At 72.4% G+C, this 16,392-nt stretch carries 16 protein-coding genes; 13 read left to right on the plus strand and 3 right to left on the minus strand.

The annotated features are described in order from the left end of the window. Positions 1-42: 42 nt before the first annotated feature. Positions 43-1,275, minus strand: coding sequence for a sensor histidine kinase (locus ACZ58N_RS08595; protein WP_471157077.1), 1,233 nt, complete (start codon positions 1,273-1,275; stop codon positions 43-45). Positions 1,276-1,442: 167 nt separating this feature from the next. Further along, entirely contained in the window at positions 1,443-5,384 is a 3,942-nt protein-coding gene (locus ACZ58N_RS08600; protein WP_471157079.1) for a PA14 domain-containing protein, read from the minus strand. Positions 5,385-5,663: 279 nt separating this feature from the next. On the opposite strand from ACZ58N_RS08600, the gene ACZ58N_RS08605 reads away from it, so the two are divergent. Beyond that, on the plus strand, positions 5,664-6,197 hold the full coding sequence (locus tag ACZ58N_RS08605) for a hypothetical protein (RefSeq protein WP_471157081.1): 534 nt from the start codon (positions 5,664-5,666) through the stop codon (positions 6,195-6,197). Here ACZ58N_RS08605 and ACZ58N_RS08610 read toward each other — a convergent pair. Next, on the minus strand, positions 6,101-6,991 hold the full coding sequence (locus ACZ58N_RS08610; RefSeq protein ID WP_471157083.1) for a thioesterase II family protein: 891 nt from the start codon (positions 6,989-6,991) through the stop codon (positions 6,101-6,103). The two genes, ACZ58N_RS08605 and ACZ58N_RS08610, sit on opposite strands and share 97 nt — an antisense overlap. A 362-nt stretch (positions 6,992-7,353) precedes the next feature. Between ACZ58N_RS08610 and ACZ58N_RS08615 the strand changes: the two genes are divergently transcribed. The 12 genes from ACZ58N_RS08615 to ACZ58N_RS08670 are packed head-to-tail and all read left to right on the plus strand — an operon-like array spanning position 7,354 to position 16,383. Then, positions 7,354-7,572 carry an MbtH family protein gene (locus ACZ58N_RS08615; RefSeq protein ID WP_471157085.1) on the plus strand — a complete coding sequence of 73 codons (219 nt, stop codon included), beginning with the start codon at positions 7,354-7,356 and terminating at the stop codon, positions 7,570-7,572. Between the two features lie 30 nt (positions 7,573-7,602). Continuing rightward, positions 7,603-7,854: an acyl carrier protein gene (locus ACZ58N_RS08620; RefSeq protein ID WP_281207732.1), complete on the plus strand. Its 252-nt coding sequence runs from the start codon at positions 7,603-7,605 to the stop codon at positions 7,852-7,854. Between the two features lie 54 nt (positions 7,855-7,908). Further along, complete coding sequence (locus ACZ58N_RS08625) at positions 7,909-9,159, plus strand: beta-ketoacyl-[acyl-carrier-protein] synthase family protein (RefSeq protein WP_471157088.1); 1,251 nt, start codon at positions 7,909-7,911, stop codon at positions 9,157-9,159. Further along, a complete protein-coding gene (locus ACZ58N_RS08630) occupies positions 9,156-10,286 on the plus strand; it encodes a beta-ketoacyl-[acyl-carrier-protein] synthase family protein (RefSeq protein WP_471157090.1) in 1,131 nt (376 codons plus the stop codon). The genes ACZ58N_RS08625 and ACZ58N_RS08630 overlap by 4 nt, the downstream gene beginning before the upstream one ends. Beyond that, positions 10,283-11,173 carry a beta-ketoacyl synthase N-terminal-like domain-containing protein gene (locus tag ACZ58N_RS08635; RefSeq protein WP_471157091.1) on the plus strand — a complete coding sequence of 297 codons (891 nt, stop codon included), beginning with the start codon at positions 10,283-10,285 and terminating at the stop codon, positions 11,171-11,173. The genes ACZ58N_RS08630 and ACZ58N_RS08635 overlap by 4 nt, the downstream gene beginning before the upstream one ends. After that, positions 11,170-11,925, plus strand: coding sequence for an alpha/beta fold hydrolase (locus tag ACZ58N_RS08640; protein ID WP_471157092.1), 756 nt, complete (start codon positions 11,170-11,172; stop codon positions 11,923-11,925). Before ACZ58N_RS08635 ends, ACZ58N_RS08640 begins: the two co-directional genes overlap by 4 nt. After that, entirely contained in the window at positions 11,925-12,929 is a 1,005-nt protein-coding gene (locus ACZ58N_RS08645; RefSeq protein ID WP_471157094.1) for a hypothetical protein, read from the plus strand. Before ACZ58N_RS08640 ends, ACZ58N_RS08645 begins: the two co-directional genes overlap by 1 nt. Then, the gene (locus ACZ58N_RS08650) at positions 12,926-14,032 is read left to right on the plus strand and encodes a beta-ketoacyl synthase N-terminal-like domain-containing protein (RefSeq protein WP_471157096.1); all 1,107 of its coding nucleotides are present in this window, start codon (positions 12,926-12,928) and stop codon (positions 14,030-14,032) included. The genes ACZ58N_RS08645 and ACZ58N_RS08650 overlap by 4 nt, the downstream gene beginning before the upstream one ends. Then, positions 14,029-14,433 carry a 3-hydroxyacyl-ACP dehydratase FabZ family protein gene (locus tag ACZ58N_RS08655; protein WP_471157097.1) on the plus strand — a complete coding sequence of 135 codons (405 nt, stop codon included), beginning with the start codon at positions 14,029-14,031 and terminating at the stop codon, positions 14,431-14,433. The genes ACZ58N_RS08650 and ACZ58N_RS08655 overlap by 4 nt, the downstream gene beginning before the upstream one ends. Then, complete coding sequence (locus tag ACZ58N_RS08660) at positions 14,430-14,951, plus strand: 3-hydroxyacyl-ACP dehydratase FabZ family protein (RefSeq protein WP_471157099.1); 522 nt, start codon at positions 14,430-14,432, stop codon at positions 14,949-14,951. The genes ACZ58N_RS08655 and ACZ58N_RS08660 overlap by 4 nt, the downstream gene beginning before the upstream one ends. Beyond that, positions 14,948-15,691: a 3-oxoacyl-[acyl-carrier-protein] reductase gene (gene fabG, locus ACZ58N_RS08665; protein ID WP_471157101.1), complete on the plus strand. Its 744-nt coding sequence runs from the start codon at positions 14,948-14,950 to the stop codon at positions 15,689-15,691. Before ACZ58N_RS08660 ends, fabG begins: the two co-directional genes overlap by 4 nt. Further along, positions 15,688-16,383: a DsbA family protein gene (locus ACZ58N_RS08670; RefSeq protein WP_471157102.1), complete on the plus strand. Its 696-nt coding sequence runs from the start codon at positions 15,688-15,690 to the stop codon at positions 16,381-16,383. Before fabG ends, ACZ58N_RS08670 begins: the two co-directional genes overlap by 4 nt. Positions 16,384-16,392: the final 9 nt, after the last annotated feature.

The raw sequence follows: 16,392 nt of genomic DNA on the forward strand, positions 1-16,392 counted from the left end.
TGCGCGGCGGCTGTACGGGCTGCTATTCGCTTTTCCCCACGGTCATTCGCCGAGGGGGAGTGCGGCGGACGTTCGCCACCCGCCCTCGGCCCGCGGGCCGAAGTCGAACGTGCCGCCGAGTGCCCGCACACGTTCGGTCAGGCCCGCCAGCCCCGAACCGCCGCCGCGCCGGCCCCGTTCGGCGACCCCGGCGCCGTGGCGGGACGGGGCGCTGTTGGTCACGGACACGGCCAGTAGCGGGACGGGGCCGGAGAGGTCGGGCAGGACCCGGACGCGGACGAGGGCAGTGCCCGGCGCGTGCCGACGGATGTTGGTCAGTGCCTCCACGACGGCCCGGTGGGCGGTCGCGGCCACCTCGCGCGGAACCCGGTCGACGTGCCCGGGTGACAGGTCGATGCCGAGGTCGACCTCGGCCCGCCCGGCGGCCCGGAACCGTTCGACGACGTCCACGATGTCCGTCAGCCCGTACGGCTGGGGAGGGCCCTCACCGCCCTGGCCCGCCACCTCCCCGGACGTCGCGTCGGCGCCGTCGAGCATGTGGACGGTGCGGTCCATCGAGCTCAGGGCCTGGAGCCCCGCGGCCTCGATCTGTGCCAGGAGCGGCAGGACCTGTTCCGGCCTTGTGGCGCCGACGACTTGGGCGGCTTGTGCGAGCACCACGATGCCCGACACGTCGTGGGCCACGAAGTCATGCAGGTCGCGCGCCAGTTGCAGGCGCTGGGTGCGACGGGCCTCGCGCACCGCGAGCAGCCTGTGGGACTCCAGCCTGCGCAGATAGCCTCCTACCGCCGCGGCCGCCACGGCGCCGAGCGCGAAGAAGGCGCTCTGTGCGGCGGCTTCCATGACGCTCGGCGGCACGTGGAACCGCAGGACGATCGTCGACTCCAACAGCCCGATCGCCGAGCCGAGCACGACGGCCTGACGGGCGGGCGCGCGTCGTGCCAGCAGCAGGACGACCACGAGCAGGGCGGCCACCTCGACCAGGGCGAGGAGGCCGGCCGGGCCTTGCTCCGTCCCGATGGGCGGGGGGAACTGGGCGGCGGTTCCCAGGGCCGACGCCACGGCCACGGCCGCGGCCGTCGGCACGAGCGGAACCCGTGACGGCAGGACGGTCAGGGCGAGGGCCGCGATGACCGCCACCGACATGGGCAGGAGGGCCCGCAGGCCCGCCGAAGGTGTGGCGAGCAGGGCGGCCGTCAGGGCGCCCGCTCCCAGGACCGCGCAGAGGATGCCCGGAAGGGCGGTCCTCAGCCGGTGTCGCTCTTCGTAGGGCATTTCGCCGATTCTAGAAGGGTCGGATACGGGAGGTACGGCCAAGGCGCCCCGGAAGAAGCCCGGTTGACGGACGGCGAGCGGCCCGGGTCCCGACGACCGGGAGGTCGCCGGGACCCGGACCCGGGCTGTTCGGCGCCGACGACCGGCGCCGGGCATACCGCCTCCGACTACTCCGTAACGGTTTCGAAGGTGATGCCGTTCACGCTCCGGTGGTTGATCGGATCACCGGCACCGTATTCGTAGGCGTTGAGGAACTCGCTCTGGAAGTAGCCCACCTCCATCCGGGCGAACCGGACGTTCAAGGTGCGCAGTCCCAGCACCACGGCGGAGAAGTCGCCGCTGTGCTCGTATCCCTGTCGGAATTGGCCCTGCCAGGCGTAGTCGAAGTCGCCGGGCTGGTTGTCCGGCACGTGGTCGGCGTCGACCTTGCCGTCCGGGGTGAGCGGCTCGCCGTACGGGCCGTAGCGGTACACGGGACCGCGCTGCCGGCCGTCCTCCCCGGTGACGAGGAAGACGTCACCGCGCACGGTGGGGTGGTTCCAGCCTCCCTGGCCACCGTACGGGCCCCCGGTGGTGACGTGCAGCACGCCACCGGGCAGGGGGACGATGCGGGTGAGGAGACGCTTGTCCGCTCGCAGGACCAACTCCGGGTCCAGGTCGGTCATGGCGCTGTGGGCGTAGAGCAGGGTCTCGCGTGTGCCCGCCGCCTTGACGTCCCGTCGGATCAGGCTGTCGCCGAGGCCCTGGAGGTAGCCGACCTCGCTGCCGCCCTCAGCGCCGCCCAGGTAGCGTTCGGTGAAGTCGTACCGGCGGGTGACCTTCTTGCCGTCCGCGGAGTAGCTCTCCAGGTTGCCGTTGGGTCCGTACCTGAAGTCGGTCAGGGGCGAGGCCCCCGTGGTGGCGAGCAGCCGGTCGTCCGCGTCGTAGCAGTATCCGGTCACCGCGGTGCCGGCTGCGGTCCGGTCCAGCAGGCGCACCCTGTTGCTGTTGGCGCCCGCACCGGCCGTGGTGCCGCGAGGGCAGCCCGCAGGGGCGGCGGACGTGAAGTCGTAGCCGTACACGTGCCCGGTCACCGAGGCCTCGACGAGTCGGCCCGCCGCGTCGTAGCGGTAGTTGGGGCGACCCTTGCCCGGGTCCTCCCCCGCCGTGACCTCGTCGACGACCGCGCCCGATCGGGACCGGGTCACCCCGCTGCCGACCTTCCGTCCGTCCGCCAAGGTCCACTCCTTGCCGGTGATCCGGCCCGCGGCATCCCGGGACACCGTCAGGGAGGTCCCGTTGGCGTACCGCACGGCGGCCAGACCGCCGGCCGCGTCGTGCTCGGCCACGGCCAACCTCCGGCCGTCCAGCGAGATCTCCCGCACCCGGCCCGCCGCGTCGTGGACGGTTCGGGTCACCTGTACCCGGTCCGCCCGCGACGGCGGTGTCAGTCGCTCCTCGACCGCCCTGCCCGCACGGTCGTAGACCGTCCGTGTGTGCGTGCCGTGGGCGTCGACGAAGAGGACCTGCCGGCCCAGGAGGTCCACCGTGCGCGTCAACCGGTCGGTGGGCTCGGACCCCCGCAGGACGAGCGGGTCACCACCGAAGGCGTAGTCGTAGTCGACGGTCCGCTCGGGCAGCGCGTCCGTCTTCGGCATGTGCATCCGGATCGTCCGGCCCCGCGCGTCGTAGTCCAGGCAGATCCAGCCGTCGGAGCCGGTGTTCTGGGCGATCGGCACGCCACGGGCGCTGTAGACGTTCTTGTTGAGCCGGCTCGGACCGTTCGCCGGGGTGGGCAGGGTCACCGACTTCCACAGGCCCCGCTGGGGCGCGGGATCGACGCCCGGGGTGCAGGGGTTGTCGACGCTCTCGGTCTCCCCGTAGTGCTCGAACCGCTGCTCGGCGCCGGTCGGCAGGGTCTTCCCGGTCAGCCGGTACGAGGAGTCGTACGACATCCGCGTCCGCAGGCCTAGGCCCGCGGGGTCGGTCACGACCGCGACGGGCAGGCCGAGCGCGTCGAGCTCCGTCCGGGTGGTCAGCTCCGGCACCCCGTCGGAGTCGGCGCGAACGGTGGTGACGTCCCGCTCCCCGTACACCGTCGATTGAGCGGGTACCCGGTCACAACCCGCGGGCGCGGGGGAGAGGGGGCGGCGGTCGGGGCCGAAGCAGGCACGAGGTCCGGGGCCGTAGGCACCGACGGGCCTGCCCGACGCGTCGTCGTACACGGTCGTCGTCATCCGTCCCGCGGCGTCGGTCACGGACGCGGTCAGGTCGGCGGCCGTCCATTCGGTGCGGACCGTGCGTCCGGTGCCGTCGGTGTCGGAGAGCGTTCGGCCCGCAGGGTCATGGACCGTCCGGCGGGACCAACCCTGAGGGGTGGTCGTTCCGGCCACCCGGACCTCGGTGGCCGCGGCGGCGTACTCGTAGGTGTGCCGAGGCCTGACCGAGGGCGTGCTGACGGTCCCCGTGGGCTCGGGCCCGGTCAGGGACGCGGCGCGTGGGGAGTTCCCGGCGTAGTCGATCCGGTACTGGGCGGCCCCGGTGTCGCGTCGGGCGGGGTCGACGCCGATCCAGTCAGTCACCAGGGGGGTGCGAACCGCGGAGAGCCGGTGGTCCGGGGTGAAGCCGAAGTCGGTCACCTCCGCGCCCGGGTTGACGATCCGCGCGAGCTTTCCACCGCTGTACACGAGGTCGGTCCGGCCGGCGCCCGGAACTTCGACCGCGCATACGTACCCGGTCGGGGCCGATCGGTTCGCGCACCGGGGGCTGCCCGAGTGGATGAACGTCACCCCCGCCTGCTCGGCGGCTTCGACGCCCGCCCGTGGCCCGGCCTGCGCGGAGGCAGCGGGCACGGCCCGCTTCCTGGGCTTGGCGGATTCGGCCGGCGGGGAGCCGGCCTGCGGGTCGAGGGGGGTGCCGCCGGCACCGGTGGTGCCCGTGGCCGCCGGTTCGGCGCCGGGCGTCACGCGCCAGCCGGGCGGCAGGACCGCGCCGGAGGGCGAGAGCCAGGAGGACGGTACGGGTACCGCGTCCCGGCCCGGCTTCGCCGCCCACAGGACCACGCCGCCGCCCTTGCCCGGGCGCCGGTACTCCACCCGCAGCGCGTAGGACTGCCCGGCCCGCAGTTCGACGGAGGCGCCGTGGGCGGGGACGTCACCGGTACCCGAAGCACGGTTCCAGTCGTCGAGCACGGGCTTGCCGTCGATCGTGATCCGCAGGCCCTTCTCGTACGTTCCCCCCAGCCGGTAGCTTCCCGACTCGGGGACCCGCAGCGTTCCCGACCAGCGGGCGCGGAAGGGTGCGTCCGCCTCCGCCCCCGGGTAGGGGGCCTGTCCGCCCCAGGCGAAGGACGGTTGGGCGTCGGTACGTACGGCCGCGGGCCGCTCGTCGGGTCCGATCGTCTCCGCGTCACCCGCGAAGTACGACCCGGTCAATCCGCCGACGGCCGCCGCCCGCGAGTCGTACGTGAAGGTCGCGGCCAGCGGGCCGGCCGCCGTGAAGGTACGGCCCGTGCTCACCGACAACGACACGTTGCCCGTTGCCAGGTTCACCGACACCGGGTCCATGGAGTCCGAGGGGGCCGGGCCCGCCGGATCCGGAGTGCCCAGCCGCTGGTTCACGGTGAAGGACCTTGCCGCGCCGTCCGGGCCGGTCCCGCCTCCCGCGTTCCGCGCCCGGACGGTCCAACGGTACTGTCCGCCGTCCTTCAGCAGCCCTGCCGGCGCCGTCCACGAGGGAGAGGGGAGCCAGCCCGACGTGACGACCTGTCCCGTGCGCGGCGAATCGCCGGTGCCGAGCACGAACTCGTAGGCCACGGCCCCCGGGAGCGGCTCGGCCGCCAGCGTGGGCCGCTCGTCGGCGAGCACCGCGCCGTCGGCCGGTCCGGTGGGGGCGGGGCGCCCGGGACCCTGTGCGTCCCGCTCCGGGCCACCCGCCTCGAACCTGCCGGCGGGCCATACGGGCGTGACCGGGTCACCGGCCCTGCTGATGATCGGAGCGACGCCCAGCGCGCTCCCCCTGTCCGGGGCGGCCGACGCCGGTTGCGCCGCGCCGAGCAGGCCGACCGTCACCGCCAACGCGGCGGCGCAGGCCGGCCCCGTTCTCGTCCTTCTGAACCGACCAGCGTCCACTCACCGCTCCCAACGGGTAGGCACCGTGCTCCGGTGCGCACGAGGATTCGCCCGAACCCTGCCGAATATCGGGAGCGGGCGGGAAGTCCGCTGTTAATCCTTGAAAACGGATCCGAGAGTTCCCCGTCGTTCCTCTCCGGAATCCGGGCGGACCAGTATTCTTCTCCGTTCGGAGAAATGGCAGCAAGCTGCCATCCGGAAGGGTCCGGGCGGACCGTTCTGACGTTCTTCCTTAGGATGTGCAGCGAGTCGATCCGTAAAGGCGTGAGGGAGAGTTAAATGACCGACGACCGGTCGGAATTGGACCGTCTGGTGCCGAAATGGCATTTCAGGGAGATCCACCGGATTCCCGTTGTGGGTTCGACGGACGACGTGATGCGCGCCGTGTACGCCACCACCTGGGCGGAGGCGCCCGTGGCACGCGCCCTCATCGCCCTCACCCGGGCCGACGTGTCGGCGGAGCGGCGCATCGTATCCGACTACCTCAAGGAGAGCGGAGAGGTGATTCCCAGCGGAGGGGAGGAGTTCCTCTTCGCGGCGGTGCAGTCGATGGAGGACATTCCTCGCCCCCCGGGCACGATTTCCGAGATCATTCGTGATTGTCCCGGGCCCGGAATACTGAAGATCGGGATGAACGTCCGGTACGCCCGGGGGATCCTCTCCACGGAGACCCGGATCTTCGCCACGGACGACCGGGCCCGGCGCAGGTTCGCCCCCTACTGGCTGTTCATCAGGTTCGGCAGCGGGGCGACGCGCAAGTCCATGCTCCGGGCCATTCGGGACCGGGTGCTGAAGGAGGCTTCGGCGGCCTGAACGTCCGGGGCCCGTACGTCGGCCGTCCCGGGGGCGCCCGCTCCGCCCGGCCCGGCCGGACGGAGCGCCGGTACGTGGTCGGTCAGCCGTCGCCACACCTCGGGCGTGTAGAAGTGCCCGCCGGGCAGCTGCGTGGCCGTGAAGCCGCCCTCGGTCAGCCGGCGCCACGCCTCGGCGTCGGTGGCGTCCACCGTGTCCCGCCGGCCGTACAGCAACTGCAACGGCGCCCGTACGCGCGTGCCCGGCCGGTGGTGGTACCCGTCCAGGACGCGCAGGTCGGCGCGGAACACGTCGACGGCCATCCGCGTCAGTTCCGGCTCCGCCCGCACCGCGTCCGCCAACTGCCCCGCCGCTCCCATCCAGTCGAGCAGCTCCTCGTCGGTGCCGTACAGGTTCGGCGGAGCGGCCAGGGCCTCCCGTACGCGGTCGGGAGCGTGAGCGGCCGAGACGACCAGGGCCCGCAGGCCGTCTCCACCGCCCGCCCGTTCCGCCCGCACCGCGAGGTCGAAGGCGACCCAGGCCCCCATGCTGTGTCCCAGCAGTACGTAGGGTCGGCCGCCCAGGCTCCGCACCGCTCCCAGGGCGCCGTCGAGCAGCTCCTCCCAGTCCCGGGCGAACGGGTCGGTGAAGCGTCCCTCCCGGCCGGGATAGCAGTACAGGACGAGTTCCACGTCCTCCGGCAGGGTCCGGGCCCAGGAACGGAAGGGCGCCGTGCCGCCGCCGCAGAAGCTCAGGCAGAACAGGGTCAGCCGGGCCCGGGGGCGCGGCAGCGGTCTGATCAGCGGTCCTGACACCTGAACTCCCGGCTGGTCGTGTGGGGATGGCACGGTGGACCGTACTGGTCGGCGCGCGAGGATGCCGACCGCGCCAAGAATTCTTCGATGGCCGGAAGCGGCCCCTGCCGCCGGGGCGCACGACGGCCGGCGCCGGCGCCGGCGCGGAGCGGCCTCCAGGGCGGAGCAAACGTACTTTTTCGCCGTCGGCGCGACCGGCGTGGAGGCGCGTCCCGAATCCGCGCAACACATTATTCAATTCTTTTCATTGCAATCTCTCACGGCCGGCCGGTCGTCGCGGGTCGGGCAGCCCTTGTCGAGATGATTCCCGGGTGCTTATGGTCGAGCCGAATTGGGCGACAGTGCCAGGAAGGGAAGAGCCGATGGCCAATCCATTCGAGGACGACAGCGCCGAGTACTGGGTACTCGTGAACGAAGAGGGGCAGCATTCCCTTTGGCCCGGATTCGCCGAAGTGCCGGCGGGTTGGACCGTTGCGCACGGCAAGGCCGCCAGGGCGGAATGCCTGGAATACGTGAACGAGCACTGGACCGACATGCGTCCCCGCAGCCTCGCGGCGGCGATGTCCGCCGACGCGTCCTGATCAGACGAACCACGACCTAGGAGAAAAGAAATGTCGACCCTCACCGACGAGCGCCGTACCGCCATCAAGGAAATCGTCATCGACATCCTTGAGCTGGAGGACGACGAGGTCACCGAGACCAGTCTCTTCATCGACGACCACGGCGCCGACTCGCTCCGCGCCATCGAGATCCTCGCCTCCCTGGAGAAGGAGTTCGGGATCACCATCGACCAGTCCGAGCTCGCCCAGATGGTCAACCTGGAGCGCGTGTACGAGGTCGTCGCGGCGGCTCCCGTCCGCTGACCCGGTCCGTACGCACGCCGCACCGCAGGTCCGTAGGTCTGAAGGGGGAACAGCATGTCCTCAGTACGCCCCGGAGCCGGAACCGGGAAACGCCGGGTGGTCCTCACCGGCTTCGGAGTCATCTCCAGCATTGGCATCGGGGCGGAGGAGTTCACCGCCAGTCTGCGGGCCGGCCGCAGCGGCGTCAGCCCGATCTCGGTGTTCGACGTCGAAGGCTTCGCGCACGTCAACGGGTGCGAGGTCAAGGGGTTCGACCCCGAGCAGTGGATCACCCGTACACCCGTGGCGGAGCTTGGACGCGCCAGCCGCTTCGCCGTCGCGGCGGCCCGGATGGCCGTTCGGGACGCGGGTCTGGATCCGGTGGACCTCGCCGGCCGACGGGGACTGGTCTCCGTCGGCACCACGGACGGCGAGTCCTACGAACTGGACCAGCTGGTCGCCGCCGAACTCGTCGACGGGCCCGAGCACATGGACCCGCAGGTCGTGCGGCGCGTGTCACCCGCCAGGCTCTCCACGGCCATCGCGCAGGAGCTGGAGCTCACCGACGTCGAAGCCCCCACCATCGCCACCGCCTGCTCCGCGGGCAACTACGCGATCGGGTACGGCTTCGACGCGGTGAGCTCGGGCGAGGTCGAGTTCGCCCTGTGCGGCGGGGCGGACGCCATGTGCCGCAAGACCTTCACCGGCTTCTACCGACTCGGCACCATTGCGCCGGAGTTCTGCCAGCCGTTCGACGTGGACCGCAAGGGCATCCTCACCGGCGAGGGCGCCGGCGTCCTGGTCCTGGAGAGCCTGGACTCGGCCCTCGCCCGGGGCGCCACGATCTACGCGGAGGTCCTCGGGTACGGCCTCAACTGCGACGCGTACCACCAGGTCGCCCCCAACGGCGACAGCGTCGCCCAGGCCATGAGCATCGCGCTGGAGAACGCCGGCGTGAAGCCCGCCGAGGTCGATCTGATCTCCGCGCACGGCACGGGCACCAAGGCCAACGACATCACCGAGGCCGAGGCCATCAACAAGGTCTTCGGCGAAGGCCCACCGCGGACCATCTCGCTGAAGTCGATGCTCGGCCACACCATGGGCGCCGCCAGCGCGCTGGGGGCCATCGCCTGCGGACTGGCGATCACCCACGGTTTCATCCCGCCGACCATCAACCACCGCACGACCGACCCGGAGTGCCGCATCGACTGCGTACCCAACCACGCGGTCGAGGCCGACCTGCGCGTCGTGCAGAACAACGGTCTGGCCTTCGGCGGCAACAACGCCATCGTGATCCTGGGCAAGTACGAGGGGGCCGGGCGGTGAAGTACCCCATCATCGGCATCGGGGGAGTCACCAGCATCGGCCGGGACCCCCAGGAGATCTTCGACGGCCTGTGCTCGGGCCGGAGCGGCCTCGCCCCCCTGCGGGCCTTCGACCGCTCCCGCTTCAACGCGCAGCAGCTCTTCGAGGTCGACGACCGGGAGCTCGACGGCGTGGACGAACCCGGCCGTGCCACCCGCCTCCTGATCGAAGCCGTCCGGCAGGCCGCCGAGGACGCCGGGCTCCCCGAGGACCTCGGCGGGATCCCCGTCCTGGTCGGTACCGGCCTGCGCGAACTGCGTTCGCTGGAACTGTGGTGGCGCGACGGCATCCCCTTCGACACCGACGGCCTCCACTTCGAGGAGGCCCTGCGGCGCAGGTTCTCCGCCGCCGACACGCACACCTTCGCGGGGGCCTGTTCCGCCTCGCTGTACGCCCTGGCGCTGGCCTGGGACATGCTCGAACTCGGCGAGGCGGAGACGGTCATCGTGGCCGGCTGCGACGTCGTCACCGAGAGCATGTTCGGCCAGGCGGACCGCGTCCAGTTCGATCCGCCGACCTCCGTGCGCCCCTTCGACAAGGACCGCGGCGGCACCATCCTGGGCGAGGGCGCGGCCGCCGTCGTCCTCACCCGGGCGGCCGGCGCCGGCCGCCGCGTCCACGCCTGGCTCCGCTCGGTGGCCGTGAACTGCGACGCCCACCACCAGACGGCCCCGGACGGAGCCGGTGTGGAGGCGGCCGTCCGCGAGGCCCAGGAACTGGCGCAGGTCACGCCCGAGGAGATCGACCTCGTCGTCCTGCACGCCACCGGTACCCCGCTCAACGACCTCACCGAGGCCACCGTGACCGGACGGGTGTTCGCGGGAGCCAGGCCGGCCCTCACCGGCATCAAGTCGCTCACCGGACACACCTCGGGCTCGGCCGGTCTGCTCAGCCTGATCGTCGCCGTGCGCGCCCTCGACACCGGACTGGTGCCGCCGATCGCGGGCCTCACCGACCCGCTGCCCGAGGGCGAGGACCTGCACCTGGTGGCCGGCCGGCCACTGGCGGCGTCCCTGCGCGTGGCCCAGGTCAACAGTTTCGGCTTCGGCGGCGTCAACGCCGTCGCGATCGTGGGAGGCGCCGCGTGAACCTCGCCGTCTCCGGTGTCGCCGTGGCCCTGCCCGGCGTTTCCGACCCGCAGGCCCTCCTGAGGCCCGCAGTGCCCGGCGCCGATCCGGTGGACGCCGCCGCCCTCATCGGCAGGAAGGGCCTGCGCTTCAAGGACCGTGCGACCCGGCTCGGCCTGCACCTGGCGCACGTGGCGCTCACCGACGCGGCGATCCTCGACGGCACGGAACTCACCGTGCCCGGCGACCGGATCGGCACAGTGGTCAGCTCCAACCTCGGCAACGCGGACACCGTCTGCCGCGCGGTCGAGACCATAGCCAAGGAGTCCACCAGCGCCCTCAGCCCCATGGACACCCCCAACGCGTCCAGCAACATCATCGCCTCGGAGACCGCCATCCGATTCGGACTGCGCGGCCCCAACCTCACCGTCTGCAACGGCCGGACCTCCGGCCTCGACGCGATCCGCTGGGCCACCCTGATGCTCCGCACCGGCCGTGCCGACCACATGCTGGTCACCGGCGTCGAGCCGGACAACGAGGTGACCCGCCGCCTCGTCGGCGGGCCCGTCGCCGACGGCGGCGCCGCCCTGGTCCTCAGCCGCATCCCCACCGCGCCGGCGAAGGCGCTCCTCGGCCCCGTGGTCCGCACCCCCCGCTCCGAGGAGACCCTCGCCCGGCTCGCCGAGCGGGTACCCGACGCAGGACTCCGGCTCACCCCCGAGGGGGTTCCGGTCGCCGGCGATGCCCTCCACCTCACCCTCGGCGGCTGGGGCGAACTCTCCGGCGCGCTGGGCGTCGTCCAGTGCGCGGCCGCCGCCGGCTGGTTCGCGCAGGGGCACACCGACCCGGTGCACGTCGTCCTCGGCGGCGCCGGAACCGCCCTGCTCCCCGTCGGGGCCACGGCATGAGCACCGTGGTGCTGCTCCACGGACTCGGCAACAACGAGGCGATCTGGGAGCCCACGGCGGCGCACTGGGACCCGCGGGTACGCGTCCACGCGCCCCGGCTGCCCTGGCACAGCGGCGGCATCACCGGGTGGCGGCACGAGGGCGACTCGGCGGGCCTGCTCCAGGACGTCCTGGACGCGGTCCCCGGCGGCGCCGACCTGGTGGTGGCCCACTCCTTCAGTTCCGTCCTGCTGCTGGAACTGCTCTGTCGCCGGGCCGCAGAGGGGAACCCCCTCGACGTTCCCGTCGTCCTCGTCAACCCCTTCTACCGGGCCGACGCCGACGAGTTCCACTGGGACCTGCTCGGCACGAGCATGGCCGACTTCCCCCGCACGATGTCCGAGTCCATCCGGCTGCGCACCCTGGACCGGCCCATCGACGAGGACCTGCGGGCCGACATGGCCCGGCGGATGACCGAATGGGTCGGCCCCTACGGCTGGCTCCGCTTCTTCGAGACCTACCTGCGCACCCCGCTGCAGCGCGTGGACCTCGTCCACACCCCCGTACTGACCATCGGCGGCGAGCTGGACCTCTCGGCCCCCGTGGACGAGGCCCGCCGGCTCGCCGCCCGACTGCCCGCCGGCACCTGCGTGACCGCACCCGACTGCGGCCACTTCCCGATGTTGGAGCGGCCCGAGTGGTTCGCCCGCACCGTGGAGTCCGTCCTCGACGGCACCCCCGCCCGATCCGCCCCCCTACGAAGGAGTCCGTGATGGGCCCGACGCCCCATCCCGCTGTGACGGCGCTGCTGGAGAACCCGACGACGGGACGGCTGCGCCCCCTGTTCGAAGGCAACAACATCAGCTTCGCCATCGGCTTCAAGCACATCAACTACGTGGCCGAAGCGGCCGTGCTGAACCACTTCAGGACGGCGGGCCTGCCCGTCGGTGAGCTCTACCGGCGATTCGGCCTCGGATTCGACGTGGTGGACGTCCACTCCCGCCTCGCCGCGCTCCTCGCCGTCGACGACGAGGTCGAAGCGGTCGTCACCCCGGCCGTCAGGGCGAGCGACGACCGGCTCCGCTTCAAGGTCGCCCTGTACGTCGAACGCGACGGCGCACGGATCAAGTGCGCGGGCTCCACCGTGGTCGTCGTCCTGCGCGTCGACGACCACATCAAGGCCGAGGAGGCCTGGCCCGAGGGCATCGAGCGGTTCACCGCCGCCCGCCTCGGCACCGGCGAGAGCCGCCGGGCCACGGCCGTCCCGCTGCCCTACGGGGAGTTCACCGCCGGCCGCGGCACGACCACAGACCCGGTCCTCGACGAACTCATCGGCGACACGAACGCGTTCGGCTGGCGCTGGCGGATGCCCTACTTCTACTGCCACTTCAACGAGCGCGTCCAGATGTCCGGCTTCCTGCGCGTGATGGAGGAGGTCGAGGACCTCTTCCTCGCCGACCGCGGCCTGCCCATCAAGAAGGTCCTCGACACCCGCGGCTGGATCCCCGTCGTCACCCAGTCCCGCATCGAGATCCTCGACGAGACCGTGATGGAGGAGGAGCTCTACACCGTCTACACCGTCGAGGACGTCTTCAAGACCCTCCTCTACTCCACCCGCATGGACTGCTGGGTGCTGCGCGACGGCCGACTCGTGAAGACCGCCACCGGCACCATCACCCACGGCTACCTCCACGAGTCGGCCCCCAACCACTGGGAGATGGCCGAGTTCGACGAGGCCACCGTCACCGCCCTCTCCGCTCCCCGGGCGGTGGCATGAGCACCACCGCGGCCCCCGGGGCCGTCATCACCGGCTGGTCGGCGGTCTCCCCGTACGGCATCGGCGCCGACGCGCTGGCCGAGGGACTGCGCGGCGAGCGCTCCACGGGCGCCCCGATCGACACCGCGCGCTGGAAGGTACCGGCCGGCCGCGCCCACCTGGTCCCCGGCTTCGAGACCCGCGAGGTCCTCGGCAAGAAGGGCACCCGATCCATGGACCGGGTCACCGGCCTGGCCGTCGCCGCCGTCGGCTCCCTCCTGGAACGGCCCGGCGCCGTGCGCGGGTCGGAGACCGGCGAGCGGGCCGCGCTCGTCCTGGCCACCACCACGGGCAGCGCCGCCAGCATGATGGACTTCACCCGCAGCTCGCTGGTCGGGGAGCGGCCCTACGACGTCGACCCGGCCGTCATGCCCAACGCCGTCATGAACTGCGCCGCCGGCCAGTGCGCCATCCGGTACGGCATCAAGGGACCCAACACCACCCTCGCGGGCGGGCGCGCGGCGGGCCTGCTGGCCCTCAACTACTCGACGCGGCTGCTCTCCTCGGGCCGCGCCGACACCGTGCTCTGCACCGCCGCCGAGGAGTACTCGGCGGCCCGTTACTGGCTGGAGCGCCACAGCCGGGGGGCCGAGGCGCCGGGCGTCGCGCTCGGCGAGGGCGCGGCCGTGCTCCTGGTCGAACCGGCCGACCGTGCCGCCCCCGAGCGGCCCCGGCTCGCCGAGGTCCTGGCCGTCCGGACCAGGGTGGCGACGGGCAGCCTCGTGCGCCCGGTCCTGGAGGCCTGCGTGCGCTCCGCCCTGGAAGCCGCCGGTGTCGACCCCCGGGAGGTGTGGGCGGCGAGTGCCGGAGACGCGCCGGGCCTGCTGGGCCACCAGGAGCGCGAGGTACTGACCGCGGTCTGCGGCTCCGAGGCCCTGGAACGGGTACCCGCCGTCAGTCGCCTCGGTGACGTCTCCGCGGCCTCCGGTTCGTTCCAGATCGCCATGGTGCTGGCCACCGCCGCGGCGGACGCCTCCGCCGCCGGCCGGGTCGTCGTCGTCAGCTCCGCCGACCGCGACGGCTCGCTGGCCTGCGCGGTCCTGCGGCTGGGAGGTGCCTCGTGAGCACGGCCCCGTCCTCCCGGGTGAGCCCGGTCGCCGCCGAGGTCCGGGTGGAGTCCCGGACCGCGGACGGGCTGGCCGCCACCGCCCGCGTCGAGATCGACCCGAGCGAACCGGTGTTCGCCGGCCACTACCCGGACTTCCCGATCTTCCCCGGGGTGTGCGTGCTGGAGTGCGTGCAGCGCGCCGCCACCGACGGCGACGCCGCGCCGGCCCCCACCGAACTCGCCGCCGTGGAATCGGCGCGGTTCGCCGGAGCCGTCCACCCCGGGGACACCCTCACCCTCACCCTCAAGTGGCGCCGCACCGGAACCGGGCTGCGCTGCGACGCCGTCGCGGCCACGGAACGCGGCAAGGCCGCCTCCGTACGGCTGCGCTACGAGTTCCCCGGAGACGCGCCATGACCACCGCACCCGAGCGGGCCCTGCCCCGGGTCACGGACCTCCTGCCGCACCGCTACCCGATGCTGTTGGTCGACCGGGTCCTGGAACTCGTACCCGGTGAGTACGTGCGCGCCGTCAAGGCCGTCACGCACAACGAGCCCTGGTACCGGGGGATCTCCCCGGACTCGCCGTTGGACTACCCGCCGGCCCTGCTCATCGAGTCCTGGGGCCAGGCCGCCGGACTGCTCGCCTCGGCGCTCGCCGAGGCGCCCGTCGGGCAGGTCATGCTCTTCGGCTCGGTCGCCGACGCCGAGTTCCACCTCCCGGTCCGGCCCGGGGAGCTCATCGAACACCGGGTCCGCGTCAGCCGGGCCCTCACCGACACGGTGATCTTCGAGGGCAGCAGCCACCGCGGCGACGACACCGTGATGACCGTGACCCGGATGGTGATGGCGTTCCGCCCCGCCGAACAGCTGCGCCCCGCCGGCGCCTCCACCGACCAGCCCACCGACACCCCCGACCGAGAGGCCCTCCGATGACCGACGACAGGCCCGTGGCCCTGATCAGCGGAGGCTCCCGCGGCATCGGCCGGGCGACGGTGCTCAAACTCGCCGCCGACGGCCACGACGTGAGCTTCTGCTACCACTCCCGCGAGGAGGCGGCGCTGACCCTGGCCAAGGAGGCCGACGAGCTCGGCGCCCGCGTCCTGTACCGGCGGGTCGACGTCAGCGACGCCGCCGCGGTCCGCGAGTGGGTCGCCGCCACCGAGGACGAGCTGGGGCCGGTCGCCACCGCCGTCACCTCGGCGGGCATCACCCGGGACAAGGGGCTGGTCATGATGTCCGACGACGACTGGAGATCGGTCGTCGGCACCAACCTCGACGGCGTCTTCCACGTGTGCCGGGCGGTGGCCTTCCCGATGATGAAGCGCCGCAAGGGCAGCATCGTCAACATCTCCTCCGTCGCCGGGATCTACGGCAACGCCGGCCAGACCAACTACGCCGCCTCCAAGGCCGGGATCATCGGCTTCTCCCGGTCGCTGGCCAAGGAGTCGGGCCGCTACGGCATCCGCGTCAACGTCGTCGCCCCCGGCTTCGTCGACACCGACATGACCGCGGCCGTGTCCGGGGGCGCCGTCGAGGGCGTCCTGGCGAACGTGGCGCTGGGACGGATGGGTACGCCCGAGGAGGTCGCCGAGCTCGTCGCGTTCCTCTCCGACGACCGCGCCGCCTACATCACCGGAGCCGTCCTCCAGATCGACGGGGGGATATCCCTGTGAGCACCCGCCGGAAGAAGCACCCCCGGTGGTACTTCTCGCTGCGCAGCCCGTACTCGTGGTTCGCGTACCGGGACCTCACCGAGAAGTATCCCGACGTCCTCGACCAGATCGAATGGATCCCCTACTGGGAGCCGGACGAGGAGTCCACCCGGCTCCTCGCGGACGCCGGGGTCACCCTGCCGGTGATGCCGATGCACCGCTCGAAGAACTTCTACATCCTCCGCGACGCCCGGCGCTGGGCCCACGCCCGCGGCTGGCACGTGACCTGGCCCGTGGACCGCGCCCCGCACTGGGAGGTCTCCCACCTGGCCTACCTCGCGGCGGAGGAGAAGGGCCTGGGACGGCAGTTCGTCGACCTCGCCTACCGGGCCCGGTGGAACGAGGGACGCGACCTGGCGGACCCGGAGACCATCGAGGCCATCGCCGCCGCCCTCGGTCTCGACCCCTCACTCGCAGAGGCCGTCGACGACCCGGACCTGCGGCTCAAGGGCGTCGAGTGCCTGATCGCCGCCTACCACGACGACGCCTTCGGGGTGCCGTTCTTCATGCACGGACGCGAAGCGTTCTGGGGGGCCGAGCGGGTCGGGGCGTTCGTGGCCGCCGTCCGCGGCCACGACTGGGACGGCATCAGCGACGCCCCGTTCGACGCGGCTCCCCACTCCGTCGTCCCCGACGGCAGCCCGCACGCCTGACAGGAGAGA

This window comes from Streptomyces sp. NPDC040432, assembly GCF_055595445.1.

Coding starts and splice junctions, on each gene's coding strand:
- ACZ58N_RS08595 (WP_471157077.1), bottom strand. CDS start 1,275: ATGCCCTACGAAGAGCGACACCGGCTGAGGACCGCCCTTCCGGGCATC.
- ACZ58N_RS08605 (WP_471157081.1), top strand. CDS start 5,664: ATGACCGACGACCGGTCGGAATTGGACCGTCTGGTGCCGAAATGGCAT.
- ACZ58N_RS08615 (WP_471157085.1), top strand. CDS start 7,354: ATGGCCAATCCATTCGAGGACGACAGCGCCGAGTACTGGGTACTCGTG.
- ACZ58N_RS08620 (WP_281207732.1), top strand. CDS start 7,603: ATGTCGACCCTCACCGACGAGCGCCGTACCGCCATCAAGGAAATCGTC.
- ACZ58N_RS08625 (WP_471157088.1), top strand. CDS start 7,909: ATGTCCTCAGTACGCCCCGGAGCCGGAACCGGGAAACGCCGGGTGGTC.
- ACZ58N_RS08640 (WP_471157092.1), top strand. CDS start 11,170: ATGAGCACCGTGGTGCTGCTCCACGGACTCGGCAACAACGAGGCGATC.
- ACZ58N_RS08645 (WP_471157094.1), top strand. CDS start 11,925: ATGGGCCCGACGCCCCATCCCGCTGTGACGGCGCTGCTGGAGAACCCG.
- ACZ58N_RS08650 (WP_471157096.1), top strand. CDS start 12,926: ATGAGCACCACCGCGGCCCCCGGGGCCGTCATCACCGGCTGGTCGGCG.
- ACZ58N_RS08660 (WP_471157099.1), top strand. CDS start 14,430: ATGACCACCGCACCCGAGCGGGCCCTGCCCCGGGTCACGGACCTCCTG.
- fabG (WP_471157101.1), top strand. CDS start 14,948: ATGACCGACGACAGGCCCGTGGCCCTGATCAGCGGAGGCTCCCGCGGC.